Source organism: Streptococcus parasanguinis (genome assembly GCF_964238605.1).
GTDB classification, from domain to species: Bacteria; Bacillota; Bacilli; order Lactobacillales; family Streptococcaceae; genus Streptococcus; species Streptococcus parasanguinis_AJ.
Map to the genome: position 1 here is coordinate 58942 of NZ_CAXSMM010000003.1, position 22635 is coordinate 81576.

Here is a 22635-nt window from a genome sequence, read left to right on the forward strand (position 1 = left end):
ATGGATACAAAGAAAATTGAAGAAGCAGTGAAAATGATCATCGAGGCAGTCGGTGAAGATGAGAACCGTGAGGGACTTCAGGAAACACCTACCCGCATTGCCAAGATGTACCAAGAAATCTTTGCAGGACTGGGGCAGACAGCAGAAGAGCACCTGTCTAAATCATTTGAAATCATTGATAACAATATGGTGGTCGAGAAGGATATCTTCTTCCATTCCATGTGTGAGCATCACTTTTTACCATTTTATGGAAAAGTGCACATTGCCTACATTCCAAATGGCCGTGTGGCTGGGCTTTCAAAACTGGCTCGTACGGTCGAAGTATACGCTAAAAAACCACAGATTCAGGAACGTTTGACGGTAGAAATCGCAGATGCCTTGATGGAATATCTTGGAGCACAAGGAGCACTTGTCTGGGTAGAAGCAGAGCATATGTGTATGAACATGCGTGGTGTCCGTAAACCTGGGACCGCTACAGTAACAACTGCTGCGCGTGGACTGCTTGCGACAGATAAAGACTTAAAAAATGAAGCCTATAAACTCATGGGCCACTAATGGCTGGCTATAAGAGGTGAACAGAGTGGATCAATTACGGATCAAGGACTTAGAGGTATACGCCTATCACGGTGTTTTTCCAGCAGAAAAAGAATTAGGACAACGTTTTGTCCTAGACCTATGGGTAGATTATGAGATGACCCGTGCTGCCCGCACAGGTGATTTGGAAGCTTCGATCCATTACGGGATCTTGGCGGAACAGTTGACCGAGTGGATGCAGGCAGAAAAGATCGATCTGATTGAAACAGTGGCATTTCAGTTGGTACAAAAGATTTTCGAAAGCTATTCCTTTGTAGAAAAAGTTCGTCTGGAGTTGAAAAAACCTTGGGCTCCTGTTCCCTTGCCATTAGAGACTTGTTCGGTGACAATCGAACGAGAGAAAAAACGGGCCTTTATTGGGCTTGGCACCAATATGGGAGATAAACAACTGCAACTAGAGACGGCGCTAGAAAAAATCAAGGATCGAGGCATTCGCCTTCTTCAGACATCCACAAGGATTGAAACAGAACCTTGGGGAGGAGTGGAGCAGGACACCTTTTTGAATCAAGTGGCAGAAGTTGAAACCTGGATGACCCCAGAGGATTTACTAGAGACCTTACTGACCATTGAGCAGGAAATGGGACGTGTTCGTGAGGTTAAGTGGGGGCCACGTGTGATCGATCTAGATCTGCTCTATATGGAGGACACCATTTGTTACAGTCAGAGCTTGATCTTGCCACATCCTTATGTGGCAGAACGTGCCTTTGTCCTAGAGTCTTTGAATGAAATTGCTCCTCATTTTGTGGACCCTGTTCAAAGAAAGCCCATTCGCCAATTATGGGAGGCTGTCAAATAGTCTCTCTTCTTTGCATCATAATAAAAAACAATCCCTGTTCGAGGGATTGTTGAGAGCGTAGAGAAACGAATCTTTAATAAAATTTAATCAATTCTTTAAAAATTATACTCGTTATAGTTATTCAATCATATTCTGAAACTTTCCGCCGTGAGAAAAGTGCCTGAAACGACTCAGTTTCAGGCACTCGGAATTATTGAGACCTTAGGCTCAATAATTAGTCATGGAACTTCATAGAAGTTCGCTGACGTCCGTACTCACCTAAGGAAAGTTTTTTAAGAAGACTTTGTCTTCAATCTGAACAATTCCTAGAGCAGGGATTGTTTTTGTTTGTCTGAGTTTATTTACGATATAAGCGATCGTATTGGTAGACAGGATCCATGGTGACGTTGATACCGAGCTTGCGAAGGACGTTCTTGTCTTCGTCTGTCAGCATCACGGTTGAATGGGCTTCGCTGCCTTTCAACTTGCCTAATTCTTGCATAGCAAGCTTAGCATCTTCGTTGCTCATGGCTGTAATGGCAAGGGCAATGAGGATCTCGTTCGAGTGAAGACGAGGGTTACGGCTACCCAAATGATTGATCTTCAAGCCTTGGATAGGTTGGACGTATTCTGGCTCGATTAATTTGGTTTCTTTATCAATATGCGCCAATTTCTTGATCGCATTGATCAAGAGGGCTGCCGTTGGACCAAAGAGATCAGAGGTTTTTCCGGTTACCATCTCGCCGTTTGGCAATTCAAGGGCCAAGGCTGGCTCACCTGTTTCTTCTTCTTTTTGGCGGGCAAGCACGGTCACTTTCCGATCATTTGGAGTAATGCCCAAATCATTCATCAAGAGCTCAATCTTCTTGACGGCTCCTTCACCGACACGTTCAGCTTTGACATCCAAGATGGTTTGGTAATAGCGACGGATGATTTCTTGTTGGGAAGCTTCAATCGCAGCGTCATTGTCCACAATGGCAAAGCCAACCATGTTGACGCCCATGTCTGTTGGAGAAGCGTAAGGGGAGGTTCCTAAGATGCGTTCCAACATGCGCTTCAAGACAGGGAAGATTTCGATATCGCGGTTGTAGTTGACCGTTGTTTCTCCATAGGTTTGGAGGTGGAAGGGATCGATCATATTGACATCGTCTAGATCTGCAGTCGCTGCTTCATAAGCCAAGTTAACTGGGTGGTGCAAAGGAAGATTCCATACTGGGAAGGTTTCAAACTTGGCATAACCTGATTTGATCCCATTTAATTGGTCATGGTACATATTGGACATACACGTTGCCAGCTTACCAGAACCAGGTCCAGGAGCTGTCACAACGACCAAATTGCGGCTAGTTTTGATGTAGTCATTTTTCCCCATCCCTTCAGGAGAGATGATGTGGTCCATATCGGTCGGATAGCCCTTGATCGGATAGTGGAGATAAGAGGCGATCCCGCTCTTGTCTAGTTGTTTGCGAAAGGCATCTGCTGCAGCTTGTCCAGCATATTGGGTGATGACGACAGAGCCTACAAAGATCCCCAATTCATTGAATTTGTCGATCAAGCGTAGCACTTCTTGGTCATAAGAAATTCCTAGATCCCCACGGGCTTTTGAGTGCTCAATGTTGTTGGCATTGATGGCAATGACAATTTCCACCTGGTCGCGCAATTCTTGGAGCAGCTTGATCTTATTGTCTGGTTCGTATCCAGGGAGGACACGAGCAGCGTGGAAGTCTTCTAACATCTTACCACCAAATTCAAGGTAGAGCTTGCCATCGAATTGATTGATCCGCTCAATAATGTGGTCACGTTGCAAGTTCAAATACTTTTCAGAACTAAAAGCTTGTTTTTTCATGTAAAACTCCTGTATATAAGGGAAGGGTCTGTCACACAAATCCAAGGATGAGTGTTCCGTTCCCTACCATTTCATTCTTTCATATTATATCAGAAAACAGATGGAAGATAAAATATTCTAAGATACTTTCCTAAGGGGAGGTTAGACATCATAGAATTTGATTGTTCAGGCATATTTTTTACATAAAATGACCTAAGTGATGCTAAACAAATAAAATGAGGTAGTCTATTAAGGTCATAGCAGGGTGCACTTAAACTTTCCGCTGTGAGAAAAGTGCCTGAAACGACTCAGTTTCAGGCACTCGGAATTATTGAGACCTCAGGCTCAATAATTAGTCTTGGAACTTCGGAGAAGTTCGCAGACGTCCGTACTCACCTAAGGAAAGTTTTTAAGTGGATTTTATCCTCGATCTGAAAGACCCTTACGGGGCTTTCAGATCGATGTTGTTTAATAGTGTTTGATCAAATCAACTGTAGAGCGATCCAATTTCTTAACCAATGCTTGTAAGAAGGCTTGCGCTTGCAAGAAATCATCCATGGCATAGAGGGTTTGGTGAGAGTGGATGTAACGTGCACAGACCCCAATGGTTGTTGATGGGACTCCACCATTCTTCAAGTGTGCTGCACCTGCATCGGTACCACCTTTGGCACAATAGTATTGGAATTTGATGCCCGCTTCTTCAGCCGTAGTGAGCAAGAAATCCTTCATATTTGGCAGCATGATGTGACCTGGATCATAGAAACGAAGCAGTGTTCCTTCCCCAATCGCACCTTGGTCTCCAAAGACATCAGCTGCTGGCGAACAGTCTACAGCAAGGAAGATTTCAGGATCAAATTTAGTGGTTGAGGTGTGGGCTCCACGAAGTCCCACTTCTTCTTGAACGTTGGCCCCTACATAGAGTTCGTTGTTTAAGGCTTGTCCAGAAAGGCTCTTGGCCAATTCGCTGACCATCAAGACACCGTAGCGGTTATCCCATGCTTTTGAGATGACGTTTTTACCATTAGCAGTAAGAATCGCAGAGCTATCTGGGACCAAGGTATCTCCAGGACGGACCCCATAGCTTTCAGCTTCGGCTTTAGAGCTAAAGCCTGCATCAAAGACGATGTCGCTAATGGCAGGTACGGTTGGTCCACCTGTTCCACGTGTCAAATGAGGAGGAACAGATCCTGAAATAGCAGGGTATTCACGTCCGTCACGTGTAAAGAGTTTGAAGCGTTGGCTGCTGACGACCATCGGATTCCAACCTCCGATTGGGACAACACGGAAAGTCCCATCAGCTTTGATTTCGCTGATCATGAACCCAACTTCATCCATGTGGGCAGCTACTAAGATACGAGGAGCATCGGCTGCTGTTGAGTGTTTGACCCCAAAGATCCCACCGAGACCATCTGTCACGATTTCGTCCACATGAGGGGTCAATTGTTGGCGCAAATAATCCCGTACAGGGGCTTCATGACCTGAGATAGCAGGGATTTCAGTTACTTCTTTGATTTTAGAAAATAAATCAGTCATAGGTTACCTTCTTTCTGATGTTATTTTATCACTTTTTCTACAAGGATGGTAGCGTTATTATGGAAATCAGTCTCTAAAAGCGGAGGGAGAGATCTAGCCTAGACCGTTGTCCCTCTGCTTATTTTGTGTTACAATAGGCACTATGAAAGCTAAAAAAATTATTTTGTCTAGTCTGGCTGTAGCAAGTGCAGGAGCCCTTGCGGCCGGTGTTTATAAAATTGCCAAAGATCAAAAGCGTCTTCGTACCCAAGAAGAATTGGTAGCAGAAGTACGGGAGCAAATGGAAGCCATGGGAAGGATTGCGACCCTGTATGTGGAACTCTACGAGTCTAGTGAAGAGCGCTTAGTAGGTGGTGTCATTTTTGAAGATGAGCGCCATTACCGCTTTGTCTATGAGGATGGTCTCTTGCATTACGAAGAGGAAAAATTATGATTACACCAAATTCTCTAGAAGAAATTGCTTCATACGTAGAGCAAGATGGCAAGAAAGTGTTTGTCTTTTCAGCAGATTGGTGTGGGGATTGCCGTTACCTCAAACCTTTTTTGCCGGAGATTGAGGCTGAAAATCCCGAATTTACCTTTATCTTGATTGACCGCGATGCCTATATGGATCTGGCGAAAGTCTGGGATGTTTATGGGATCCCAAGTTTGATGGTTCTGGAAAAGGATAAGGAAATCGGTCGGTTTGTCAATCGGGATCGGAAAACCAAAGCGCAGATTACAGCATTCTTAGCAGGATTAAAATAGGAGAAAAACATGATTGTAACATACAACAAAGAACAAGTCGGCGATGTCTTGATGCTGACCTTGAAAAATAGTGGAGAAGCAAAGCTCGCGGTGGAGAGAAAAGGAAAAGTGGCTCGCGTTTACCGTGAGGACAACCAAGAAACGGTTGCCTGGAATATTTTTGATGCCTCATCTTTCTTCGCCATCGAAGGCAAGGGCCAAGTCTTTTTGACAGATGAGCAAGTGGCTCGTTTGAATCAAGAATTGGAAAGAGAAGGTTTTTCAGAACGCTTGGTCAATGATCGGGAACCAAAATTTGTGGTAGGTGAAATCCTTGAAATGGTGGCCCATCCAGATAGTGACCACTTGAATATCTGCCAAGTAGCAGTTGGAGCAGATAAGACAGTTCAGATCGTAGCAGGGGCTCCAAATGCGCGGGTGGGTCTCAAGACCATTGTTGCTCTTCCAGGTGCCATGATGCCGGATGGCAGCTTGATTTTCCCAGGAGCTCTTCGTGGAGAAAAAAGCTATGGCATGATGTGCAGTCCTCGCGAATTGCACTTGCCAAATGCTCCTCAAAAACGAGGCATTATTGAATTGGATGACGCAGAAGTAGCAGGGACACCTTTTGATCCTGCTCGTCACTGGCACGAATAAAGAGAAGAATCTAGGATGTTTTGGATCCTAGATTTTTTTGATTTTGGTTTGTCACCTCCATTTTTTGAAATTTTTTCGAATAAATAGATAGGAGGTAAATGATGTATAATAAAGTTATTTTAATCGGTCGCCTAGTAGCGGCCCCAGAATTGCATAAAACCAGCACAGACAAATCCGTTGCCCGAGTGACCGTTGCGGTCAATCGTCGCTACAAGGACCAAAACGGGGAGCGCGAGACTGATTTTGTCAATGTCGTTGTCTGGGGGAAATTGGCTGAAACCATGGCTAGTTATGCCAGTAAAGGGAGCCTGATCTCTTTGGATGGAGAGATTCGGACGCGCCGCTACGAGAAAAATGGGGTCATGCAGTATGTGACAGAGGTCCTCTGCCAAAGTTTTCAGTTGCTAGAGAGCCGCGCTCAGCGAGCGATGCGTGAAAATGGTGGAACGGGAGATTTAGCCGATATCATCTTAGAAGAGGAAGATCTTCCCTTTTAGGATCAAAAAAGCTGGTTCGTTTATAGACCAGCTTTTTTGATATTTGCTAGGGATTTCATTCGGGAACGACTCATTTAAAAATAAATCCAAAATATGCATCTGTACAATAAAAGCCAGCACTTTTCTTGAAAAAGTAGTAAAATAAAGTAATATATATTCAAAATTTTCAGAAAAGGAACGGAGTTTGAAAGGAAAAGAAGATAGAAATGAACGGTTGAAATGGTTGATAAAACGGGTTTTACTGGTGATTCCGGTGGCCTGCATCCTCTTGTGGATCTATGCCGTTTGTCAAACCAGTAGCATCAAGGATCAGACCAAGATCGGTGTCACCTATATGACCATGAACAATGAGTTCTATAAAAGTATTCATTCGGAAATTAGTCGAATTGCTGATGAGAGAGGGGCTCTTGTATCTGTTCGAGATCCGGAATTGGATGAAAAAAGGCAGAGCCAGCAGATCGATGATTTTTGCGCCCAAAAAGTAAATGTGATTGTGATTAATCCGGTCAAAGGGGATAGTCAGCCCATTTTAAGGGCTCTTAAAAAAGCTAGAAAACAAGGAATTAAGATCATTGCAGTTGATACCCAGCTCAAGCATTTTAAGCCGGATGCCAGCATTGTCTCCGACAACTACCAAGCAGGAGTCTTGATTGCGAAAGAGCTGATGAAACGCTCTTCAAATGCTCGGATCCTTCTCTTGGAGCACAAGGGGACTGTTTCGGCAGATACGCGGATTCAGGGATTTAAGGATACTATCAAAGGACATGGGTCATATGAGATTATCTCGGAACTAGAAACCAAGGGTCAGACGGAGATCGCTATGCCAGCTGTCCGTAAGTTCTTGCAGTCAGGGGGGAATGTCGATACTCTAGTCTCCTTGAATGACCGTTCAGCTATAGGAGCTTTAGCAGCGATCAAGGAGCAAGGGATCACCCATCCCATTGCGATCTATGGGATTGATGGCTCACCAGATATGAAAGCCTTGCTACACTCGACAGATGATGTCGTAGGAACCGTTGCCCAGTCTCCTTTGAAGATGGGAGACCGCGTGATGGAGGTCATCCAAGATATGGCTGATGGGAAGAGCTACAAAAAAGAAATAACCATTCCGGTTCAGATGATGACAAAGGAAAACATCGATCACTTTGATGTGAATGGGTGGCAGTAATGAGAAAATTTAGAGGTGTGAGATACAGTTTGGCCATTCTGATGGTCGTGAATTTTATCGCTGTGATGCTCAACAGTATCATCTATCTTCAAGCAACCAATTATATCATTGCCCAACGGCAAGCTTCTCTATTAGTAGAACGCTTAGAGCGTATTCCTTTTGCGCCCTCTACAACTTTTTGGTTGTCTGCGCTCTTATTTGCTGGAATTGCCTTGATCTCCATGAGTCGTTACCGGTCTCAAACGAGTCGATGGTCCATTTTTGATAAGTGGAACATTCTGGAGATCCTCCTGATGTTGCTCTTGATGTGGGTCCAAAATGTAGCTTATAACGGGCTGATTCTCTTGGTTTTTGCGGATATCTTCTATGGTTCCAAAGAGTTGAATACCAAGCGAGACCGCAAGTATTGGTTTGCGTTTATCCTAGTGAGTTTCTTGATGCTTCTTGTGACCAATTCAGACGTCTTTTCGCTTTTCTTTCCGATTCCTTCTCTGGATGTCTATATTCATTTTTACCCTGCCTCCATCCGGATTCTGGCCTTTTTCTTAAAGAATTCCCTCTATGCTTTGAATATGGTGCTCTTCATTATTTCGCTTTTGTTCTATATTATGAATGTTCTTGCGGAAAACCACGAAGTGGAAGAAGAGTTGGCCATGGTTTCGAAGGTGAATACAGAGTTGAACAACTATATGGCCTTGTCTGAGAAGATTGCAGAAGATCGGGAGCGCAAGCGGATTGCTCGGGAGATTCACGATACCTTGGGACACGCGCTAACAGGGATCTCGGCAGGTTTAGATGCTGTCGGAGTCTTGATTGATATCGATCCCAATCGGGCAAAAGAGCAGGTAAAAAGCGTATCAGAAGTTGTCCGGGAAGGGATCCAGGATGTGAGGGGCTCTCTCAACCGCCTCCGTCCAGGTGCCCTTGAGGGACGAACCCTCAAAGATGCTTTGGAAAAGATGATCCGCGAGTACCAGACACTTTCCAACTTGCAGGTTGATTTACATTATGAATGGGTCGATGTCGATATGGACGTCATGATTGAAGATACGATCTTTCGTGTGATCCAAGAGTCTATGACCAATGCGGTTCGCCACGGTCATGCTAGTCAGATGAGCCTTCATTTTTTTGAAGATAAGGAAGATTACCTGATCGAGTTGCAGGACAATGGGGTTGGGTTTGAAACCTTGACCTATGGCTATGGGCTCAAGCAGATGATGGAGCGCATTTCCATCCTAGGAGGACAGCTTCAATTTGAAAGTCGCGATGGATTTTTCACGCGCGTCAGTTTACCGAAATATAAAGAAGGGAGATAGAGATGGTGATAAAAGTAATGGTGGCAGATGACCAGGCCTTGATTCGAGAATCTCTGAAAATTATTTTGTCAGCCCACCCCGATATCGAAGTGGTGGCCACAGTGGAAGATGGGAATCACGTCTTGTCTAGCATTCCACAGACACATCCTGACCTGATCTTAATGGATATTCGGATGCCAGGCATGGATGGGGTTTTGGCGACAAAAGAGGTAAAAGAGCACTATCCGGATATCAAAATTATTATTTTAACGACCTTTGATGATGATGAATTTATCTATAGTGCACTCAAGTATGGTGCTTCAGGTTATCTTTTAAAGGGAGCCTCGACAGAGGAACTCTATGAAGCGATTAAGGTGGTGTATCAAGGCGGAGCCATGATCAACCCGAATATCGCTAGTAAAGTCTTTCAAATTTTCTCACAAATGGCCAAAACCAACTTCTCTATTGCTGTAGATGAGGACAATGTCAAGGATTTGAGCACGACGGAATGGCGCATTATCCAAGAAGTCGGCTATGGGGAGTCCAATAAAGAAATTGCGGCCAAACTCTTCTTGTCAGAAGGAACCGTGCGCAATTACTTATCAACGATTTTGGCGAAATTAAACCTACGAGATCGAACGCAATTAGCGATCTGGTCAGTCCAAACAGGAGTGACGAGACGTGATTTTTCTAAAGGAAATACAGAATGAAATTGAAGCGAAAGCATCTTTGTTGGGGGATCGGTCTCCTTGTTGCGCTCTGTGCGAGTGCGGGTTTCTATTGGTGGAAACAGCAACCGACCGTCCTCCATATCGGCGTTTATGCAGGTTCTAGCTGGGATGTGCCGACCAGTCAACGTTCCCATGCCTTGGATCGTGCGATTCAAAAATTTGAAAAATCCCATCCCCACGTCCGTGTGGAGTATGAAAACGGGATTCCGCAGTCAGATTATTCAGACTGGCTCTCTGAAAAGATTGTCTCAGGAAAGACGCCGGATGTGTTTATGGTCTCTGAGCAAGATCTTTCCTTATTAGCAGCGCGAGGCGTGCTAGAAAAGTTAAACGGCTATATGGATCGAAAAGATCAAGCGGCCTTTTATCCCGTTGCCTTTGAATCCGGTGTCTATCAGGGGCAAACCTATGCCTTACCTTATGAAAGCAATCCGATTTTGATGTGTGTCAATAAAGATCTCTTGGATAAAGAAGGTATCGCGGTTCCCAAAGAAGGCTGGACCCTTGAAGAGTTCTATACGATTTGCAAGAAACTAACCAAAGATACCAATGGGGATGGGCAATTGGACCAATTTGGGAGTACAGAATACACCTGGAAAGAAGCCTTGGCGGCAAATGGAGGTCATCTCTTCCAAGGAGGCATGCTCAAGCTGACAGCTCCAGAAGTCAAAGAATCTTTGACTTTTCTGCAAAAATTGGAAGATCTAAATAAAAATTACAAGGTGAGCTCTAAAGATTTTGACCAGGGGAAAGTCGCCTTCTATCCCATGACCTTGGCCCAATATCGGACCTATAAACCTTATCCCTACCACGTTTCAAAATATTCAAACTTCACCTGGACCTGTATCCCGATGCCTGCTAAGTCAAAAACGACCAAGGCAACCTTGGTCACGACGACTTCTTTTGCTATGTCAGCTCGGAGTTCTCATTCCAAGTTGGCTTGGGAATTGATGCAACTCTTAACAGAGGATCCAGAAATTCAACAAACCCTCTTTGCCCAATCCCAAGGAATCTCTGTCATGCCACAGGTAGTCAAGAGTCGCTCTAGTAAAGACCTTCTGCAGGTGGATGATTTTGGAACAGATTCCCTGACCAATCAGACCTTGAACCGCATCATGGAACAAGCTGTTGAAAGTAGTCCGAAAAATGTCTCAAAAGAGGTGCTAGAAAAGCTAGACTACTTGATTGGCAATGCCTTGCGCGATCAGGATGTCGAGAACCGCTTGCCTCAAATTCAGAGGGAGATTGAAAGTAGTCTACAGGTAGGAGTTTAGAGTAAAATAAGATGGCATTTTGTCAAGTGACAGATGTCATTTTTTTATTGCTAAATGTCATATTAGGAATGTGACATTTGACAATGTAAAAACGCTTTCAAATAATCTACAATAGAGTCAAATAAAGGAGGCGTAGAAAAATGAAATACCTCGTTTTGGTCAGTCATGGCGGACTGGCAGAAGGTCTAAAAACATCACTAGCCATGTTTGCTGGTGATAAGATGGATCAGGTCATCGCAGTTGGACTCAAAGAAGGAAAATCAGTTGATGACTTCGCAGTTGATTTCAGAGAGAGCATTTCAGGATTGACAGCTGATGACTCTGTTTTGGTCTTGGCAGATATCGTAGGTGGTAGTCCATTAACCACTGCAGCCACGGTTCTAGAAGAAGCTGGAAAGCTCGATGGAGCCTTGATCCTTGGTGGGATGAACCTTACCATGGCCTTGACAGCAGTTGTGATGAAAGATGTGTTGGATGGAGACGATTTGTCAGTCACCATCTTATCAGAAGCACGATCTGCACTACAGCCTTTTGAAGTTTCAGCCACTAGTGCTGAAGAAGATGATGACGATATTTAATAGGGAGGTACCTTATGGTAGTAACATTTGTACGGATTGATGATCGCATGATTCACGGTCAGACAGTCACACGCTGGGCAAAAGAAAAACCATGTGATGGTTTGATTGCCGTAAACGATGCAGCAGCATCAAACAAGGTTTTGATTCAAGCTTACAAAGGCGCATCAGACAAGAAAACCTTTGTATGGACAAAGGAAGCCTTTAAAGAAAAATCAGCAAAAGTAACAGAATCAGATAGTCGTTACTTCTTGATCACCAAAAATCCAATCGATATGAAGGAAATTTTGGTCGACCAAGGGTTTGTCCCAGGTGATGTTAAAGAAATCATCGTAGGCCCTGCAAATGATCGTCCTGGAGCTGTAAAATTGGGAAATAACCAATCCATCACTCAGGAAGAAGCAGAAGCCTTCCAAGCCATTCAAGCAGCAGGCTACAAGGTGAAATTCCAATTGTTGCCAGATGTTTCCATCGGTTATTGGGATGATTTCAAATCAAAATTTGGTTTTTAAAACTAACAGTCTTATCTGTTAGGTAAATATATTTACAAACAAAAGGAGCGTTTGTTATGACAATTTCATGGATTCAAGCAATCTTGCTTGGTATTTTCGCCAGCTTGTCTTCAATGCCTGGTATGGGGGGTTCCAGTATCGGGAACTATACACTCGGTCGTCCTTTGATCGGTGGGTTGATTTCAGGTTTAATTCTTGGAGATGTGACAACTGGTATTATGGTCGGGGTTGCCCTTCAAGTCGTTTATATCGCCTTGGTAACACCTGGTGGTACCGTATCTGCCGATGTGCGTGCTATCTCTTACATCGGTGTTCCTCTTGCTATCTTGTTTGTGCATGCTAATAACATCACAGATGAAGCTGGAATCGCCGCAGCTGCAGCTCCAATCGGTGCAGCCGTTGGGACAATCGGTACAGTTCTTTTCTACGGTACCGCTACTATGAACTTGGTTTGGCAACACATTGGTTGGAAAGCCGTTGAAGAAGGAAACTTCAAAAAACTCTACGCAGTTGACTGGGTTTACCCTTGGATCTCTCACTTCCTCTTCTCTTTCCTTCCAACAATGATTATCACCAAATACGGTGAAAACATGGTTGATTTGATGAAACAATACCTTCCTATGGATGGTTACTGGATGAAAGCCCTCTTTACAGTCGGTGCTCTTCTCCCATGTGTCGGTATTGCCATCTTGTTGAAACAAATTGTTACAGAAGCAACTGACTTCATTCCATTCTTTGTTGGATTTACCTTGGCGAAATCTCTCGGATTGAACTTGGTATCCAGTGCCGTTGTTTCATTAATCTTTGCAGTAATCTACTATGAACTTGAAGTGATCAAATCGATGAAAGCTGCTCCAGCCGGAGTGGTGGACCAAGACGATGATGAGGAGGATATTTAAAATGGCTGATAGAAAGAAAATTTCAAAGAAAACATTAGCAAAAGCATTCCATCATTGGTATTATGGTCATTTGACTTGTTTCTCTCAAGAACATATGCAAACCTTCGGGTACTTGACTTCTATGCTTCCAATCGTAGAAGAAATGTATGACACAAAAGAAGAACAAAAGGATGCTATGCAAACCTATACGGCCTTCTTCAACACTGAACCACAACTTGGATCTCTTGTTGTAGGGATCACAGCTGGTTTGGAAGAAGCGCGTGCAAACGGAGATGCAGTGGATGGCGAAACCATCAACGGTATGCGTGCCGGTTTGATGGGACCAATCGCTGGTATTGGTGACTCATTGGTTGTTGGTACCTTGATCCCAGTTCTCTTAGGGATTGCCCTTGGTCTTTCTAAAGGTGGTAACGTCGCTGGTGCTCTCTTCTACATCGTCGTATGGAACCTCTTAGTCTACTTTGGTATGCGCTTTGCCTTCTTCAAAGGTTACCAATTAGGGGATAAAGCCGTTGAATTCCTTGTAGGACCAAAAGGACAAGCTCTTCGTAAAGCGATCAGCGTCGTCGGTGGTATGGTTATCGGTGCCGTAGCAGCTACTTGGGTATCTGTTACAACAGCCCTTCAATTCAAGAATTCTGAAGGAAAAGTCTTCTTGAACATCCAAGAAAAGATCGATGGTGTTTATCCAGGTCTCTTGACAGCAGCCTTCATCACTCTTTGCTGGTGGTTGATGTCTAAGAAAAAAATTTCACCAAACAAAGTTATGTTACTTCTCGTTGTAGTTGCTTTGATCGGTGTTGCCCTTGGTATCTTTGACCCACATCTTAAATACTAAGGTAAAAAAACGAATTTGCTAGTAGGAGTTTTTGAGAATGAAGTGAATTGACCTCCTTTACTTGCACTTCATTCTCAATTTTTATCAGGAGGAATCCCATGGTTACAAAACAAGAACTTGTCAATGGATATGAAACAGAAATCAAGTACCAACGCCACATGCTTGAAAACCTTGGTCGTTGGTTCAGCTTACTCTTTATCATTGCCAGTATTGGTGTGGTATTGATCTATCTCTTTCACAAAAGTTTCCTCCCACTCTTGATCCTCGGGATTTTACTAGCCTTGGTTGGAATTTTAGGCATGATTGTTTTTGGATATGGCATCTACCGCGGGCGGATCAATCTTCAAAAAGTGATCGACGATTTCAATCAAAAATTGACAATTTTAAATTGATATTTTAGAAACATCTCATCTATTTTTGAGGTGTTTTTTTCTTGACTATTTCTGACCAAGTGATACAATAGAAACATAAGTTAGCACTTACGTATAGAGAGTGCTAAAAACACGTATGGAGGAATGAACATGTTAAAACCATTAGGAGACCGTGTGGTCTTAAAAGTAGAAGAAAAAGAACAGACTGTTGGAGGTTTTGTCCTCGCCGGTGCGAGCAAGGCTGATACAAAAACAGCTGAAGTAGTGGCCGTTGGTGAAGGTGTGCGTACCCTAAGTGGCGAACTCATCGCCCCAGCTGTAAAAGCAGGAGATCACGTTTTGGTTGAAAGCCATGCAGGAATTGAAGTGAAAGATGGGGAAGAAACCTACACCATCGTTGGAACAGCGAACATTCTTGCAATTGTAGAGTAAGAGAAGAAAGAGGTAAGAGAAATGGCAAAAGATATTAAATTTTCATCTGATGCACGTTCTGCAATGGTCCGTGGTGTCGATGTCTTAGCAGATACAGTGAAAGTTACGTTGGGCCCTAAAGGTCGCAATGTGGTTCTTGAAAAATCATTTGGTTCACCCTTGATCACAAATGACGGGGTGACCATCGCAAAAGAAATCGAATTGGAAGACCATTTTGAAAATATGGGTGCTAAATTGGTGTCAGAAGTGGCTTCTAAGACCAATGATATCGCAGGTGACGGTACAACGACCGCAACGGTTTTGACTCAAGCCATCGTCCGTGAAGGGATCAAAAACGTCACTGCAGGTGCTAACCCAATTGGCATACGTCGTGGGATTGAGACCGCTGTTGCAACAGCAGTAGAAGCTTTGAAAAACAATGCGATCCCAGTATCGAGCAAGGAAGCGATTGCTCAAGTAGCTGCTGTGTCTTCTCGTTCTGAAAAAGTTGGTGAGTACATCTCTGAAGCCATGGAAAAAGTTGGCAAAGATGGGGTTATCACGATTGAAGAATCTCGTGGAATGGAGACAGAACTGGAAGTCGTTGAAGGAATGCAGTTTGACCGTGGTTACCTTTCACAATACATGGTCACTGATAATGAAAAAATGGTAGCAGACCTTGAAAATCCATACATTTTGATCACTGACAAGAAGATTTCAAATATCCAAGAAATCTTGCCATTGTTGGAAAGCATTCTTCAAAGCAACCGTCCACTCTTGATCATCGCTGATGATGTCGATGGCGAAGCTCTTCCAACACTTGTCTTGAACAAGATCCGCGGTACCTTTAATGTCGTAGCTGTCAAGGCACCAGGATTTGGAGATCGCCGCAAAGCCATGTTAGAAGACATTGCCATCTTGACAGGTGGTACAGTCATTACAGACGATCTTGGTTTGGAATTGAAAGATGCAACCATTGAAGCACTTGGTCAAGCAGCTAAAGTTTCAGTCGATAAAGACAGTACTGTCATTGTCGAAGGTTCTGGTAACCCAGAAGCGATCGCTAACCGTGTCGCTGTTATCAAGTCACAAATCGAAACCACAACCTCTGAGTTTGACCGTGAAAAATTACAAGAACGTTTGGCTAAATTGTCTGGTGGTGTTGCCGTAATCAAGGTCGGTGCTGCAACAGAAACAGAATTGAAAGAAATGAAACTTCGTATCGAAGATGCCCTTAATGCGACTCGCGCAGCCGTTGAAGAAGGGATCGTTGCCGGAGGTGGTACAGCCCTTGTCAATGTCATCTCTGCGGTCGCAGCCCTTGAATTAGAAGGAGATGAAGCGACCGGACGCAATATCGTTCTTCGTGCTTTGGAAGAACCGGTGCGCCAAATTGCCCACAATGCCGGTTACGAAGGATCTATTGTGATTGATCGCTTGAAAAATGCCGAAGTCGGAACAGGCTTCAATGCTGCAACAGGTGAATGGGTGAATATGATTGATGCAGGGATCATCGACCCTGTTAAAGTCAGTCGTTCAGCCCTTCAAAACGCAGCTTCTGTTGCTAGCCTCATTTTAACAACTGAAGCAGTCGTAGCCAACAAACCAGAACCAGCAGCCCCAGCAGGACCAGGAATGGATCCAAGCATGATGGGTGGGATGATGTAACCTGATACCAATGATTGGTGCTAAAGCGCCGAATCATTGGACGGTAGCCGCTATATTGCGGTCTACCTAATCATCTTACTAGCTCAAAGGGAGGAAAGTAACGTTCCTCCCTTTTCACGTCGTAACCTATGTAAAACAAAGAAGGCAAGATCGGCCTTCTTTATTTTCTGTCGTAATCGGTACATGATTGAGGCTTTGCCTCTCATCATTTGACGCCAGCTGCTATTGTGCGGCATGGCTAATCATCTTACTAGCTCAAAGAGAGTGGGACAGAAATCGGTAATTCGTTAGAATTCGATTTCGTCGTCCCACCTCCGCACAGTTGAGTAGGGCTGTAAAAGCTGATGAAATCAGCGTAGTAGAGCCCACTCAACCACTGCGTCTTGCCCGACAATCCAAAGACAATTGAGAGGCTAGGACTTTTTTCCCAGCCCCTTTTTCTTGTTATAAGTTGTGATGCTTACTGGCTCCTTTTGCCATGGAATAATATTTTTATTTTAAATTTTGTAACAGAAATGATAAATACTAGTTAAAGAGGATTTGTGTAAACACTTGGGAATTAAGCGTTTTCGGTATTTTTTGGTGGAGAAGTATTTGCCAACAAATTGCAATACAAATTAACTGATTTTGTAATAATTCTAGTGTATACTATTAAGAGTAGATCACAGGTCTACATTGTTGCAAGGGGAGAACTTCCCACATACATGTCTATTGACAATAAAACTTGATCGTAATATCGCTGTTAGTAAAATGAGAGTTTGAACATAGTGTAGATTTTATCGACCTTTTTCATATTAAAAAATATTTTTCAAATTCCCCTTGCGCAAGCTCTTCCGGATTCCTCCGGGAGAGTTTTTTCTTGTTAAGGAGAAAAAGATAGAATGCCTTTTGAGTCTACTTTGAAAGAATGGCTCAGCAGCTATTATTTATGGTAAAATAGAACATATTCGTCGAGGGGAAGGAGTGAAGACTTTGTTGAAGATTTTTGTGTTAGAAGATGAGTGGATCCAGCAATCACGAATCGAATCGGTCTTGCAGGAACTCATCCGTCAAAAATCCTTGCAATGCAAAGCGCCAGAAGTGTTTGGGAAGTCAAGCCAGTTGCTGGATGCTATCACAGAGAGAGGCGCCCATCACCTATTCTTTTTAGATATCGAGATTAAAGGTGAGGAGAAAAAGGGGCTGGAGATCTCAAAAGAGATTCGTAAGAAAGATCCCCACGCGACCATTGTCTTTGTCACCACTCACTCTGAATTCATGCCCATTACCTTTCAGTACAAAGTGGCTGCCTTGGATTTTATCGATAAAACGCTGGGCGAGGAAGAGTTCAGAGAGAGAATCAGCTCAGCCATCGATTATACCTTGGAGCAAGCTGGGACCACGATTGCGCAAGATGCCTTTACGTTTGAGAGTGCGATGGCGCGTGTACAAGTTCCTTTTAATAAGATTTTGTATGTTGAAACGTCTCCAACCATTCACAAGGTCATTTTACACACCCAGGAAGAGCGCTTGGAATTTTACGCTAGTATTACCGATATCGAAAAAGCAGATCCCCGCTTGTATCGGTGCCACCGCTCCTTTGTGGTGAATCCGCAAAATATTACGAAGATTAATAAAGAAACAAAGAAAGCTTTTTTTGAAAACGGGGACAATTGCTTGATCTCACGGACCAAGTACAGAGGCTTACTGGAAGCTTTGAAAAAATAGAGGGAGAAAGAATTGCTGTTAGATATTCTAATATTTTACCTAAAGTTCTTCGTCAGCATGCTGATCTATCGTCATATCAGTAGACAAAAGTTCGCCTTGCGCTGGCTCTTTTTGTGCCCCTTCCTCTTCGCAATTATCTTTACCCTTGTACCACCGGTAGGCTTTTTTGGCTATTTCTTAGTATTTATTGCCTATAGTTTCTACCGAAATCGTAACATACGACACCTTTTGAATATTTTTTACGGGCTCTACCCGGTTGTCATGGAGAGTCTCATTGCGCGTCTCTTAGCCTTTTATGTCTTTCCAATGTTAGGGATCGTACTTGTTCATGAGGCATCTGTCAGCTGGTATGATGCTCTACTTGAATTGCTGGTCTTTCCTGTTTATATAGGAATCACTAAATTGTTAAAACTAGATTTTACAGATTTAAAAGTAGGGTTTCAACGGCAGTATTTTAATCGTTTCTTACTCCCGATGGATCTTTCCATGTTTGTGTATTTAGTCAGTGTTGTAGGTCTGGTGGTTTTTGAGGATGCTATTCCACATGCAGATGCTTTACGGGAACAGTTAAATAGTATTTATCTGATTTTGTTTTTTGTGATGCTCTTGTATTTCAATGCAGTGTCCAAAGAACGATTGAAACAAGAGATTCTGGAACAAAAAGATAGGCAACTGCAGGAGTTAGCCACCTATAGCCAACACGTCGAAATGCTCTACGGGGAGATTCGTGCCTTTCGTCATGATTACCTGAATATTTTAACCAGTCTCAAATTAAGTATTGAGCACGAAGACCTCAATGCGATCAGGGAAGTCTATGAGAATGTTCTTCGAGAGAGTGGCCAGCAATTTTACAATAGTAAGTTTGATATTGCCAAACTCAGTCACATCGAAAATCCAGCTGTAAAAAGTGTTCTGTCCGCAAAATTATTGGAAGCTCAAAACAAAGGGATTGGGATCTCTGTCGAGATCGATGAACCAGTTCGTGATTTATTCATCGAGGTTTTAGATTTCATCACCTTCTTATCCATCCTTTGTGACAATGCTATCGAAGCGAGTCTTGAATCAGAGGACCCCCAGCTGACTCTTGCCATGCTTCAGGAGACGAACTCCCTCATCTTAATAGTTGAAAATAGTACAAAAGCTGAAAAAATAGATCTGGCGAGAATTTTTGAAAAAGACTACTCGAGTAAAGGAGAGGGCCGTGGTCTTGGTTTGTACAAGATCCAACAATTACTGGAAAAGTATCCCAAAACGACCGTGTCTACCAAGAGTTCAAACTACCGATTTACTCAGAGCCTGACCTTTTGGAAGGAATAATAGAAGAGAGAGTGGGACAGAAATTGGTCATTCGTTAGAATTCGATTTCGTCGTCCCACCTCCGCACAGTTGAGTAGGGCTGTAAAAGCTGATGAAATCAGCGTAGTAGAGCCCACTCAACCACTGCGTCTTGCTCGACAATCAAAAATAATTGAGAGGCTAGGACTTTTGTCCCAGCCTCTTTTTTGACCATTCGCGACGATTTTTTGACCGATTCTGACAGAGAGCTCCAAAGACGGTCCCTTTGAAGTATACTGTACACAAGATCAATAAGAAAAGAGGGATCGTATGTTTCAGGTAGCATCTATTACAAAATCATTTAAGGAGAAAGCTGTATTAAAGGGAGTGTCTTTTTCGATAGAAGAAGGAGACAAAATTGCCTTGCTGGGAAATAATGGGGCAGGAAAAAGCACCCTGTTCAACATTATCGCTGGGCAACTTCAGGCCGATTCAGGGACGATAAAGACTTCGCTTGATTTTCAAAGGGAAATTGGGATGATGCCTCAGGGGGATCTGCTCATCGAGGATCTAACCGTTGCTGAATTCGTCGAATTAAAAAGCCGGATGAATCAGCTGAAGCAGGCTGATATCAATGGACTCTTAGAAATGGTCGAATTAAGAGAATCAAGAGAGCAGATGGTAGGAAGTCTTTCCGGTGGTCAAAAGAGACGCTTGTCCTTGTTGTTAACCATTTTGAATCATCCAAAGTTGATTTTTTTAGATGAGCCAACGACTGGCATGGACTTGGAAGCAGTGGATAACTTTTGGAAATTGCTGGAGCAGCAAGAGTTTACCTCTGTTGTGGTGACCCATGATTTCAACCAAATTGATGCCTTTTTTACAAAAGTCCTGATTTTAAAAGAGGGTCGAATTGCTGCCACAAAGGCTGTTGAGGACATTCACCAGGATGGTCAAACCATTGAGCAGTATTTCCGAGAAGAGATGAATAAAGGAGGGGAACAAGCATGAAAAAGATTCAATTAAAACAAGTTTTACGAAATAAGCGCTTTGTATTATTCACCATTATTTTACCCATAGGCTGGTATATCTTCTTTTATCAGCTTCAAAAAGGGGTTTCGCCAAGTATTTTATTAGGTATTGCCGTATTTATCGGGGTCATTGGCAATAGCCTTGCAACTTTTAGTAAGCGAATCGCCTCAGATATCGGGTTTTATTCTTTTGAATCCCACTTTACAAGCTATAGTATCAAGAACTATTTATGGGATCAATCGATCGTGCAACTGATTCTGAACAGCTTGATCTTTTTAGCGGTGCTAGTAGTTGCTGTTCTAGGTTTTCACTTTCCAGTGACGACTAGCCTGTTGGTGCAATTTTTCCTCTTATCCTTAATGGGGATCTACTTTAGTGTGATTGGCTTTGTACTTGGGGTCAGGGTAGATGCTAAGACGATTGATACCATTGGCTTTCCTGTCATTATTTTGGCTGCTATGACCATTATTCCCTTTGATACGCTTGGCGCAAGTGGAGGATTTATGGACGTAGTTGGCAAGCTACAACGGGCTTTCCCAGGCTATTATTATACAAAGCTGATCCAAGATTTGACTGAGAAACAAACGATTGATGCTACCCAATTAGCGCTCTTTGTTGCCGTATTTGGATTGAATTTGCTATTTTTCTATCTGCTCGTACCCAAAGGAAAAATGGGGAACTAAGAGCAGTTAAAAAAGCCTTGAGAACAACTCAAGGCTTTTTCTTTGCTATAAAATGGTTCTTCTGTACTCTTCCTTCAAGTGCTTGGAAAGATCTTGCTATTCTAAAGTTCTAATGGAGGGCTTTTTTATTACATGCTAATAGAAAAAATCAATGCCGTAGTTTTCTTTTAGATAGGTCGCTAACTCGGCTTTTTCTTCCTCTCTAAATCGACAGAGGCTAAGGGCGAGACGCAATTTCAAGGTGCTTGTATTGATGATGATGTTTGACTTAGAAATATCTTCTAGCTGGGTGACTTCTCTGAGGTTAAAATCTAAATAGCAAGCCTTGCTGTTGACATGATCAGGGTCGCTGACGTCCACTTCAACATACGATGCTCGCAACAATTCTTCTTTGGGAATGAAGATTTCTTTTGAGAAGAAGAGTCCGGGATAGACCTCAATACCTTCAAAGGTGAATTCAAAGGAGACTCTGTGGCTAGTTAGTCTTTTGATGCCTGCAATTGTTGCGTAGATAGCAGCGAAAAAGAGAATGGTTGAAATCACAGTGGGAAGATTTAGTTGAGAAAAGTCGATCAATCCATGAGCGGGAGAAAAGAAAAATTGAAAGGATACACCCGCCGCAAAGATTAGATAACCGACACCAACAAATTTTGAATAATAGATTTTCATTTTGGACTCCTTACATTTCAAATGCATGAAAACTTGGAATTTCAAGTACCCTTATCATAGCGGATTCGGTGAAGAGCTGTCAAATGTTTGGTAGGGTTCTTGTGATTAGATCATTTCAGGTTATGGTATACTAGATGGAAAGTGTGGCTAGGAGTGAAATGAAAAGCTGCTGTAGAAATCATAACCGGGTCAATGCTGGTAAGAAAGGAAGACAAATGGTAACACCCCTGATATTTATTATTTCTCTCGTCTTGCTTTTGCGTCGTTTTACAAGCAAACGTTCACGAAAGATCATTGGATTCTTATATGCTTCATTTGCAGTCTGGTTTGTTTATTCGATCCTTACTTATGGAAGCTACACCCTCCAGCCTGGTCAAAGTGTTCAATTGAGAGTTTATCCCAATACGGATCAGCTAGAATATAGGTCGGAACTCCAGTTTAAAAAATTTGATGATGCTAAGTTAAAATTGTCCGGTCGAAAAGGTTGGGGGATGAAAGATAGTCACATAGTCTATAATGTTGAAAAGCAAACAATAACGGAGCTCATTTTTTTAAAAGACAAAACAGAGCGTAAAGACTTACCAAATGATAAAAGTAAGAGTTTCTATTTAGAAAACGATGGAATAGTGATTCAAGGGGAAGTAGAGGAAGTATTTGGGGTGACGGAACGAAAGCCCTACAACATCACCATCACCAATGTAGACGATAAACCAGCCCACTTTGAAGCGCGAGTGGTGGACCGGTGAACTGTGAACTGGACCTCCATCTACTCCAGCCGCTTCAGTCCAAAGAATTGGGACGATGTGCCCGTCAAGGATATTTGGAGAGAGGATTTTGGAAAGTGATGTCGGAGCTATTTGTCCGGCATCTTTTTATGAATAATCGTTATTGTTACTTTTGTGCGTGTGATATGATATAATAAA

At 43.0% G+C, this 22635-nt stretch carries 25 protein-coding genes; 22 read left to right on the plus strand and 3 right to left on the minus strand.

What is annotated here, in order from left to right:
* Entirely contained in the window at nt 1–555 is a 555-nt protein-coding gene (gene folE / locus ACESR9_RS03615) for a GTP cyclohydrolase I FolE (RefSeq protein ID WP_003019101.1), read from the plus strand.
* 25 nt (nt 556–580) lie between these two features.
* The gene (gene folK, locus ACESR9_RS03620) at nt 581–1390 is read left to right on the plus strand and encodes a 2-amino-4-hydroxy-6-hydroxymethyldihydropteridine diphosphokinase (protein ID WP_070586319.1); all 810 of its coding nucleotides are present in this window, start codon (nt 581–583) and stop codon (nt 1388–1390) included.
* 337 nt (nt 1391–1727) lie between these two features.
* Here folK and ACESR9_RS03625 read toward each other — a convergent pair whose 3' ends face one another.
* Complete coding sequence (locus tag ACESR9_RS03625; protein WP_003009791.1) at nt 1728–3212, minus strand: DUF1846 domain-containing protein; 1485 nt, start codon at nt 3210–3212, stop codon at nt 1728–1730.
* Nucleotides 3213–3659: 447 nt separating this feature from the next.
* Nucleotides 3660–4724 (minus strand): glutamyl aminopeptidase, encoded by a 1065-nt coding sequence (gene pepA / locus ACESR9_RS03630; protein WP_014712788.1) that lies wholly within the window; start codon nt 4722–4724, stop codon nt 3660–3662.
* Nucleotides 4725–4866: 142 nt separating this feature from the next.
* Here pepA and ACESR9_RS03635 point away from each other — a divergent pair, with 142 nt between their 5' ends.
* From ACESR9_RS03635 to ACESR9_RS03725, 19 genes are all read left to right on the plus strand, one after another.
* The gene (locus ACESR9_RS03635) at nt 4867–5157 is read left to right on the plus strand and encodes a DUF4651 domain-containing protein (RefSeq protein WP_049472862.1); all 291 of its coding nucleotides are present in this window, start codon (nt 4867–4869) and stop codon (nt 5155–5157) included.
* Nucleotides 5154–5471, plus strand: a complete 318-nt coding sequence (locus tag ACESR9_RS03640) for a thioredoxin family protein (RefSeq protein ID WP_373105609.1) — start codon at nt 5154–5156, stop codon at nt 5469–5471. The genes ACESR9_RS03635 and ACESR9_RS03640 overlap by 4 nt, the downstream gene beginning before the upstream one ends.
* Before the next feature lie 9 nt (nt 5472–5480).
* Nucleotides 5481–6107, plus strand: coding sequence for a YtpR family tRNA-binding protein (ytpR, locus tag ACESR9_RS03645; protein WP_254728555.1), 627 nt, complete (start codon nt 5481–5483; stop codon nt 6105–6107).
* A gap of 101 nt (nt 6108–6208) precedes the next feature.
* The gene (locus ACESR9_RS03650; RefSeq protein ID WP_003004675.1) at nt 6209–6604 is read left to right on the plus strand and encodes a single-stranded DNA-binding protein; all 396 of its coding nucleotides are present in this window, start codon (nt 6209–6211) and stop codon (nt 6602–6604) included.
* A gap of 184 nt (nt 6605–6788) precedes the next feature.
* Nucleotides 6789–7772 carry a substrate-binding domain-containing protein gene (locus ACESR9_RS03655; RefSeq protein ID WP_070664755.1) on the plus strand — a complete coding sequence of 328 codons (984 nt, stop codon included), beginning with the start codon at nt 6789–6791 and terminating at the stop codon, nt 7770–7772.
* The gene (locus ACESR9_RS03660; protein ID WP_373105612.1) at nt 7772–9088 is read left to right on the plus strand and encodes a sensor histidine kinase; all 1317 of its coding nucleotides are present in this window, start codon (nt 7772–7774) and stop codon (nt 9086–9088) included. The genes ACESR9_RS03655 and ACESR9_RS03660 overlap by 1 nt, the downstream gene beginning before the upstream one ends.
* A gap of 5 nt (nt 9089–9093) precedes the next feature.
* Entirely contained in the window at nt 9094–9777 is a 684-nt protein-coding gene (locus tag ACESR9_RS03665; RefSeq protein ID WP_037585171.1) for a response regulator transcription factor, read from the plus strand.
* Nucleotides 9774–11072 carry an ABC transporter substrate-binding protein gene (locus ACESR9_RS03670; RefSeq protein ID WP_373105613.1) on the plus strand — a complete coding sequence of 433 codons (1299 nt, stop codon included), beginning with the start codon at nt 9774–9776 and terminating at the stop codon, nt 11070–11072. The genes ACESR9_RS03665 and ACESR9_RS03670 overlap by 4 nt, the downstream gene beginning before the upstream one ends.
* A 140-nt stretch (nt 11073–11212) precedes the next feature.
* Nucleotides 11213–11650 carry a PTS sugar transporter subunit IIA gene (locus tag ACESR9_RS03675; protein ID WP_373105615.1) on the plus strand — a complete coding sequence of 146 codons (438 nt, stop codon included), beginning with the start codon at nt 11213–11215 and terminating at the stop codon, nt 11648–11650.
* Nucleotides 11651–11664: 14 nt separating this feature from the next.
* On the plus strand, nt 11665–12159 hold the full coding sequence (locus tag ACESR9_RS03680; protein ID WP_000261775.1) for a PTS sugar transporter subunit IIB: 495 nt from the start codon (nt 11665–11667) through the stop codon (nt 12157–12159).
* A gap of 56 nt (nt 12160–12215) precedes the next feature.
* Nucleotides 12216–13058, plus strand: a complete 843-nt coding sequence (locus ACESR9_RS03685; protein ID WP_003004789.1) for a PTS mannose/fructose/sorbose/N-acetylgalactosamine transporter subunit IIC — start codon at nt 12216–12218, stop codon at nt 13056–13058.
* The gene (locus tag ACESR9_RS03690) at nt 13042–13896 is read left to right on the plus strand and encodes a PTS system mannose/fructose/sorbose family transporter subunit IID (protein ID WP_037585172.1); all 855 of its coding nucleotides are present in this window, start codon (nt 13042–13044) and stop codon (nt 13894–13896) included. Before ACESR9_RS03685 ends, ACESR9_RS03690 begins: the two co-directional genes overlap by 17 nt.
* Nucleotides 13897–13994: 98 nt before the next feature.
* A complete protein-coding gene (locus ACESR9_RS03695) occupies nt 13995–14288 on the plus strand; it encodes a hypothetical protein (protein WP_003004348.1) in 294 nt (97 codons plus the stop codon).
* A gap of 129 nt (nt 14289–14417) precedes the next feature.
* Nucleotides 14418–14699 carry a co-chaperone GroES gene (gene groES, locus ACESR9_RS03700; RefSeq protein ID WP_024055367.1) on the plus strand — a complete coding sequence of 94 codons (282 nt, stop codon included), beginning with the start codon at nt 14418–14420 and terminating at the stop codon, nt 14697–14699.
* Between the two features lie 21 nt (nt 14700–14720).
* The gene (gene groL, locus ACESR9_RS03705) at nt 14721–16346 is read left to right on the plus strand and encodes a chaperonin GroEL (protein ID WP_003004647.1); all 1626 of its coding nucleotides are present in this window, start codon (nt 14721–14723) and stop codon (nt 16344–16346) included.
* Between the two features lie 972 nt (nt 16347–17318).
* The gene (locus tag ACESR9_RS03710) at nt 17319–18053 is read left to right on the plus strand and encodes a response regulator transcription factor (RefSeq protein ID WP_373105619.1); all 735 of its coding nucleotides are present in this window, start codon (nt 17319–17321) and stop codon (nt 18051–18053) included.
* A gap of 12 nt (nt 18054–18065) precedes the next feature.
* Entirely contained in the window at nt 18066–19370 is a 1305-nt protein-coding gene (locus tag ACESR9_RS03715) for a sensor histidine kinase (RefSeq protein WP_373105622.1), read from the plus strand.
* Between the two features lie 288 nt (nt 19371–19658).
* The gene (locus tag ACESR9_RS03720; protein WP_373105624.1) at nt 19659–20339 is read left to right on the plus strand and encodes an ABC transporter ATP-binding protein; all 681 of its coding nucleotides are present in this window, start codon (nt 19659–19661) and stop codon (nt 20337–20339) included.
* A complete protein-coding gene (locus ACESR9_RS03725; protein WP_373105627.1) occupies nt 20336–21043 on the plus strand; it encodes an ABC transporter in 708 nt (235 codons plus the stop codon). Before ACESR9_RS03720 ends, ACESR9_RS03725 begins: the two co-directional genes overlap by 4 nt.
* A gap of 135 nt (nt 21044–21178) precedes the next feature.
* On the opposite strand, the gene ACESR9_RS03730 is transcribed toward ACESR9_RS03725, so the two are convergent.
* Nucleotides 21179–21712 carry a hypothetical protein gene (locus ACESR9_RS03730; protein ID WP_373105630.1) on the minus strand — a complete coding sequence of 178 codons (534 nt, stop codon included), beginning with the start codon at nt 21710–21712 and terminating at the stop codon, nt 21179–21181.
* Nucleotides 21713–21927: 215 nt separating this feature from the next.
* Here ACESR9_RS03730 and ACESR9_RS03735 point away from each other — a divergent pair, with 215 nt between their 5' ends.
* Complete coding sequence (locus ACESR9_RS03735) at nt 21928–22458, plus strand: hypothetical protein (RefSeq protein ID WP_024056220.1); 531 nt, start codon at nt 21928–21930, stop codon at nt 22456–22458.
* The last annotated feature ends 177 nt before the right edge of the window (nt 22459–22635 follow it).

Excerpts from the sequence above, each read along its gene's own strand:
- folE (WP_003019101.1), top strand. The coding sequence starts at position 1 with ATGGATACAAAGAAAATTGAAGAAGCAGTGAAAATGATCATCGAGGCA.
- ACESR9_RS03625 (WP_003009791.1), bottom strand. The coding sequence starts at position 3,212 with ATGAAAAAACAAGCTTTTAGTTCTGAAAAGTATTTGAACTTGCAACGT.
- pepA (WP_014712788.1), bottom strand. The coding sequence starts at position 4,724 with ATGACTGATTTATTTTCTAAAATCAAAGAAGTAACTGAAATCCCTGCT.
- ACESR9_RS03635 (WP_049472862.1), top strand. The coding sequence starts at position 4,867 with ATGAAAGCTAAAAAAATTATTTTGTCTAGTCTGGCTGTAGCAAGTGCA.
- ACESR9_RS03640 (WP_373105609.1), top strand. The coding sequence starts at position 5,154 with ATGATTACACCAAATTCTCTAGAAGAAATTGCTTCATACGTAGAGCAA.
- ytpR (WP_254728555.1), top strand. The coding sequence starts at position 5,481 with ATGATTGTAACATACAACAAAGAACAAGTCGGCGATGTCTTGATGCTG.
- ACESR9_RS03650 (WP_003004675.1), top strand. The coding sequence starts at position 6,209 with ATGTATAATAAAGTTATTTTAATCGGTCGCCTAGTAGCGGCCCCAGAA.
- ACESR9_RS03660 (WP_373105612.1), top strand. The coding sequence starts at position 7,772 with ATGAGAAAATTTAGAGGTGTGAGATACAGTTTGGCCATTCTGATGGTC.
- ACESR9_RS03670 (WP_373105613.1), top strand. The coding sequence starts at position 9,774 with ATGAAATTGAAGCGAAAGCATCTTTGTTGGGGGATCGGTCTCCTTGTT.
- ACESR9_RS03675 (WP_373105615.1), top strand. The coding sequence starts at position 11,213 with ATGAAATACCTCGTTTTGGTCAGTCATGGCGGACTGGCAGAAGGTCTA.
- ACESR9_RS03680 (WP_000261775.1), top strand. The coding sequence starts at position 11,665 with ATGGTAGTAACATTTGTACGGATTGATGATCGCATGATTCACGGTCAG.
- ACESR9_RS03685 (WP_003004789.1), top strand. The coding sequence starts at position 12,216 with ATGACAATTTCATGGATTCAAGCAATCTTGCTTGGTATTTTCGCCAGC.
- ACESR9_RS03690 (WP_037585172.1), top strand. The coding sequence starts at position 13,042 with ATGAGGAGGATATTTAAAATGGCTGATAGAAAGAAAATTTCAAAGAAA.
- ACESR9_RS03695 (WP_003004348.1), top strand. The coding sequence starts at position 13,995 with ATGGTTACAAAACAAGAACTTGTCAATGGATATGAAACAGAAATCAAG.
- groES (WP_024055367.1), top strand. The coding sequence starts at position 14,418 with ATGTTAAAACCATTAGGAGACCGTGTGGTCTTAAAAGTAGAAGAAAAA.
- groL (WP_003004647.1), top strand. The coding sequence starts at position 14,721 with ATGGCAAAAGATATTAAATTTTCATCTGATGCACGTTCTGCAATGGTC.
- ACESR9_RS03720 (WP_373105624.1), top strand. The coding sequence starts at position 19,659 with ATGTTTCAGGTAGCATCTATTACAAAATCATTTAAGGAGAAAGCTGTA.
- ACESR9_RS03725 (WP_373105627.1), top strand. The coding sequence starts at position 20,336 with ATGAAAAAGATTCAATTAAAACAAGTTTTACGAAATAAGCGCTTTGTA.
- ACESR9_RS03730 (WP_373105630.1), bottom strand. The coding sequence starts at position 21,712 with ATGAAAATCTATTATTCAAAATTTGTTGGTGTCGGTTATCTAATCTTT.
- ACESR9_RS03735 (WP_024056220.1), top strand. The coding sequence starts at position 21,928 with ATGGTAACACCCCTGATATTTATTATTTCTCTCGTCTTGCTTTTGCGT.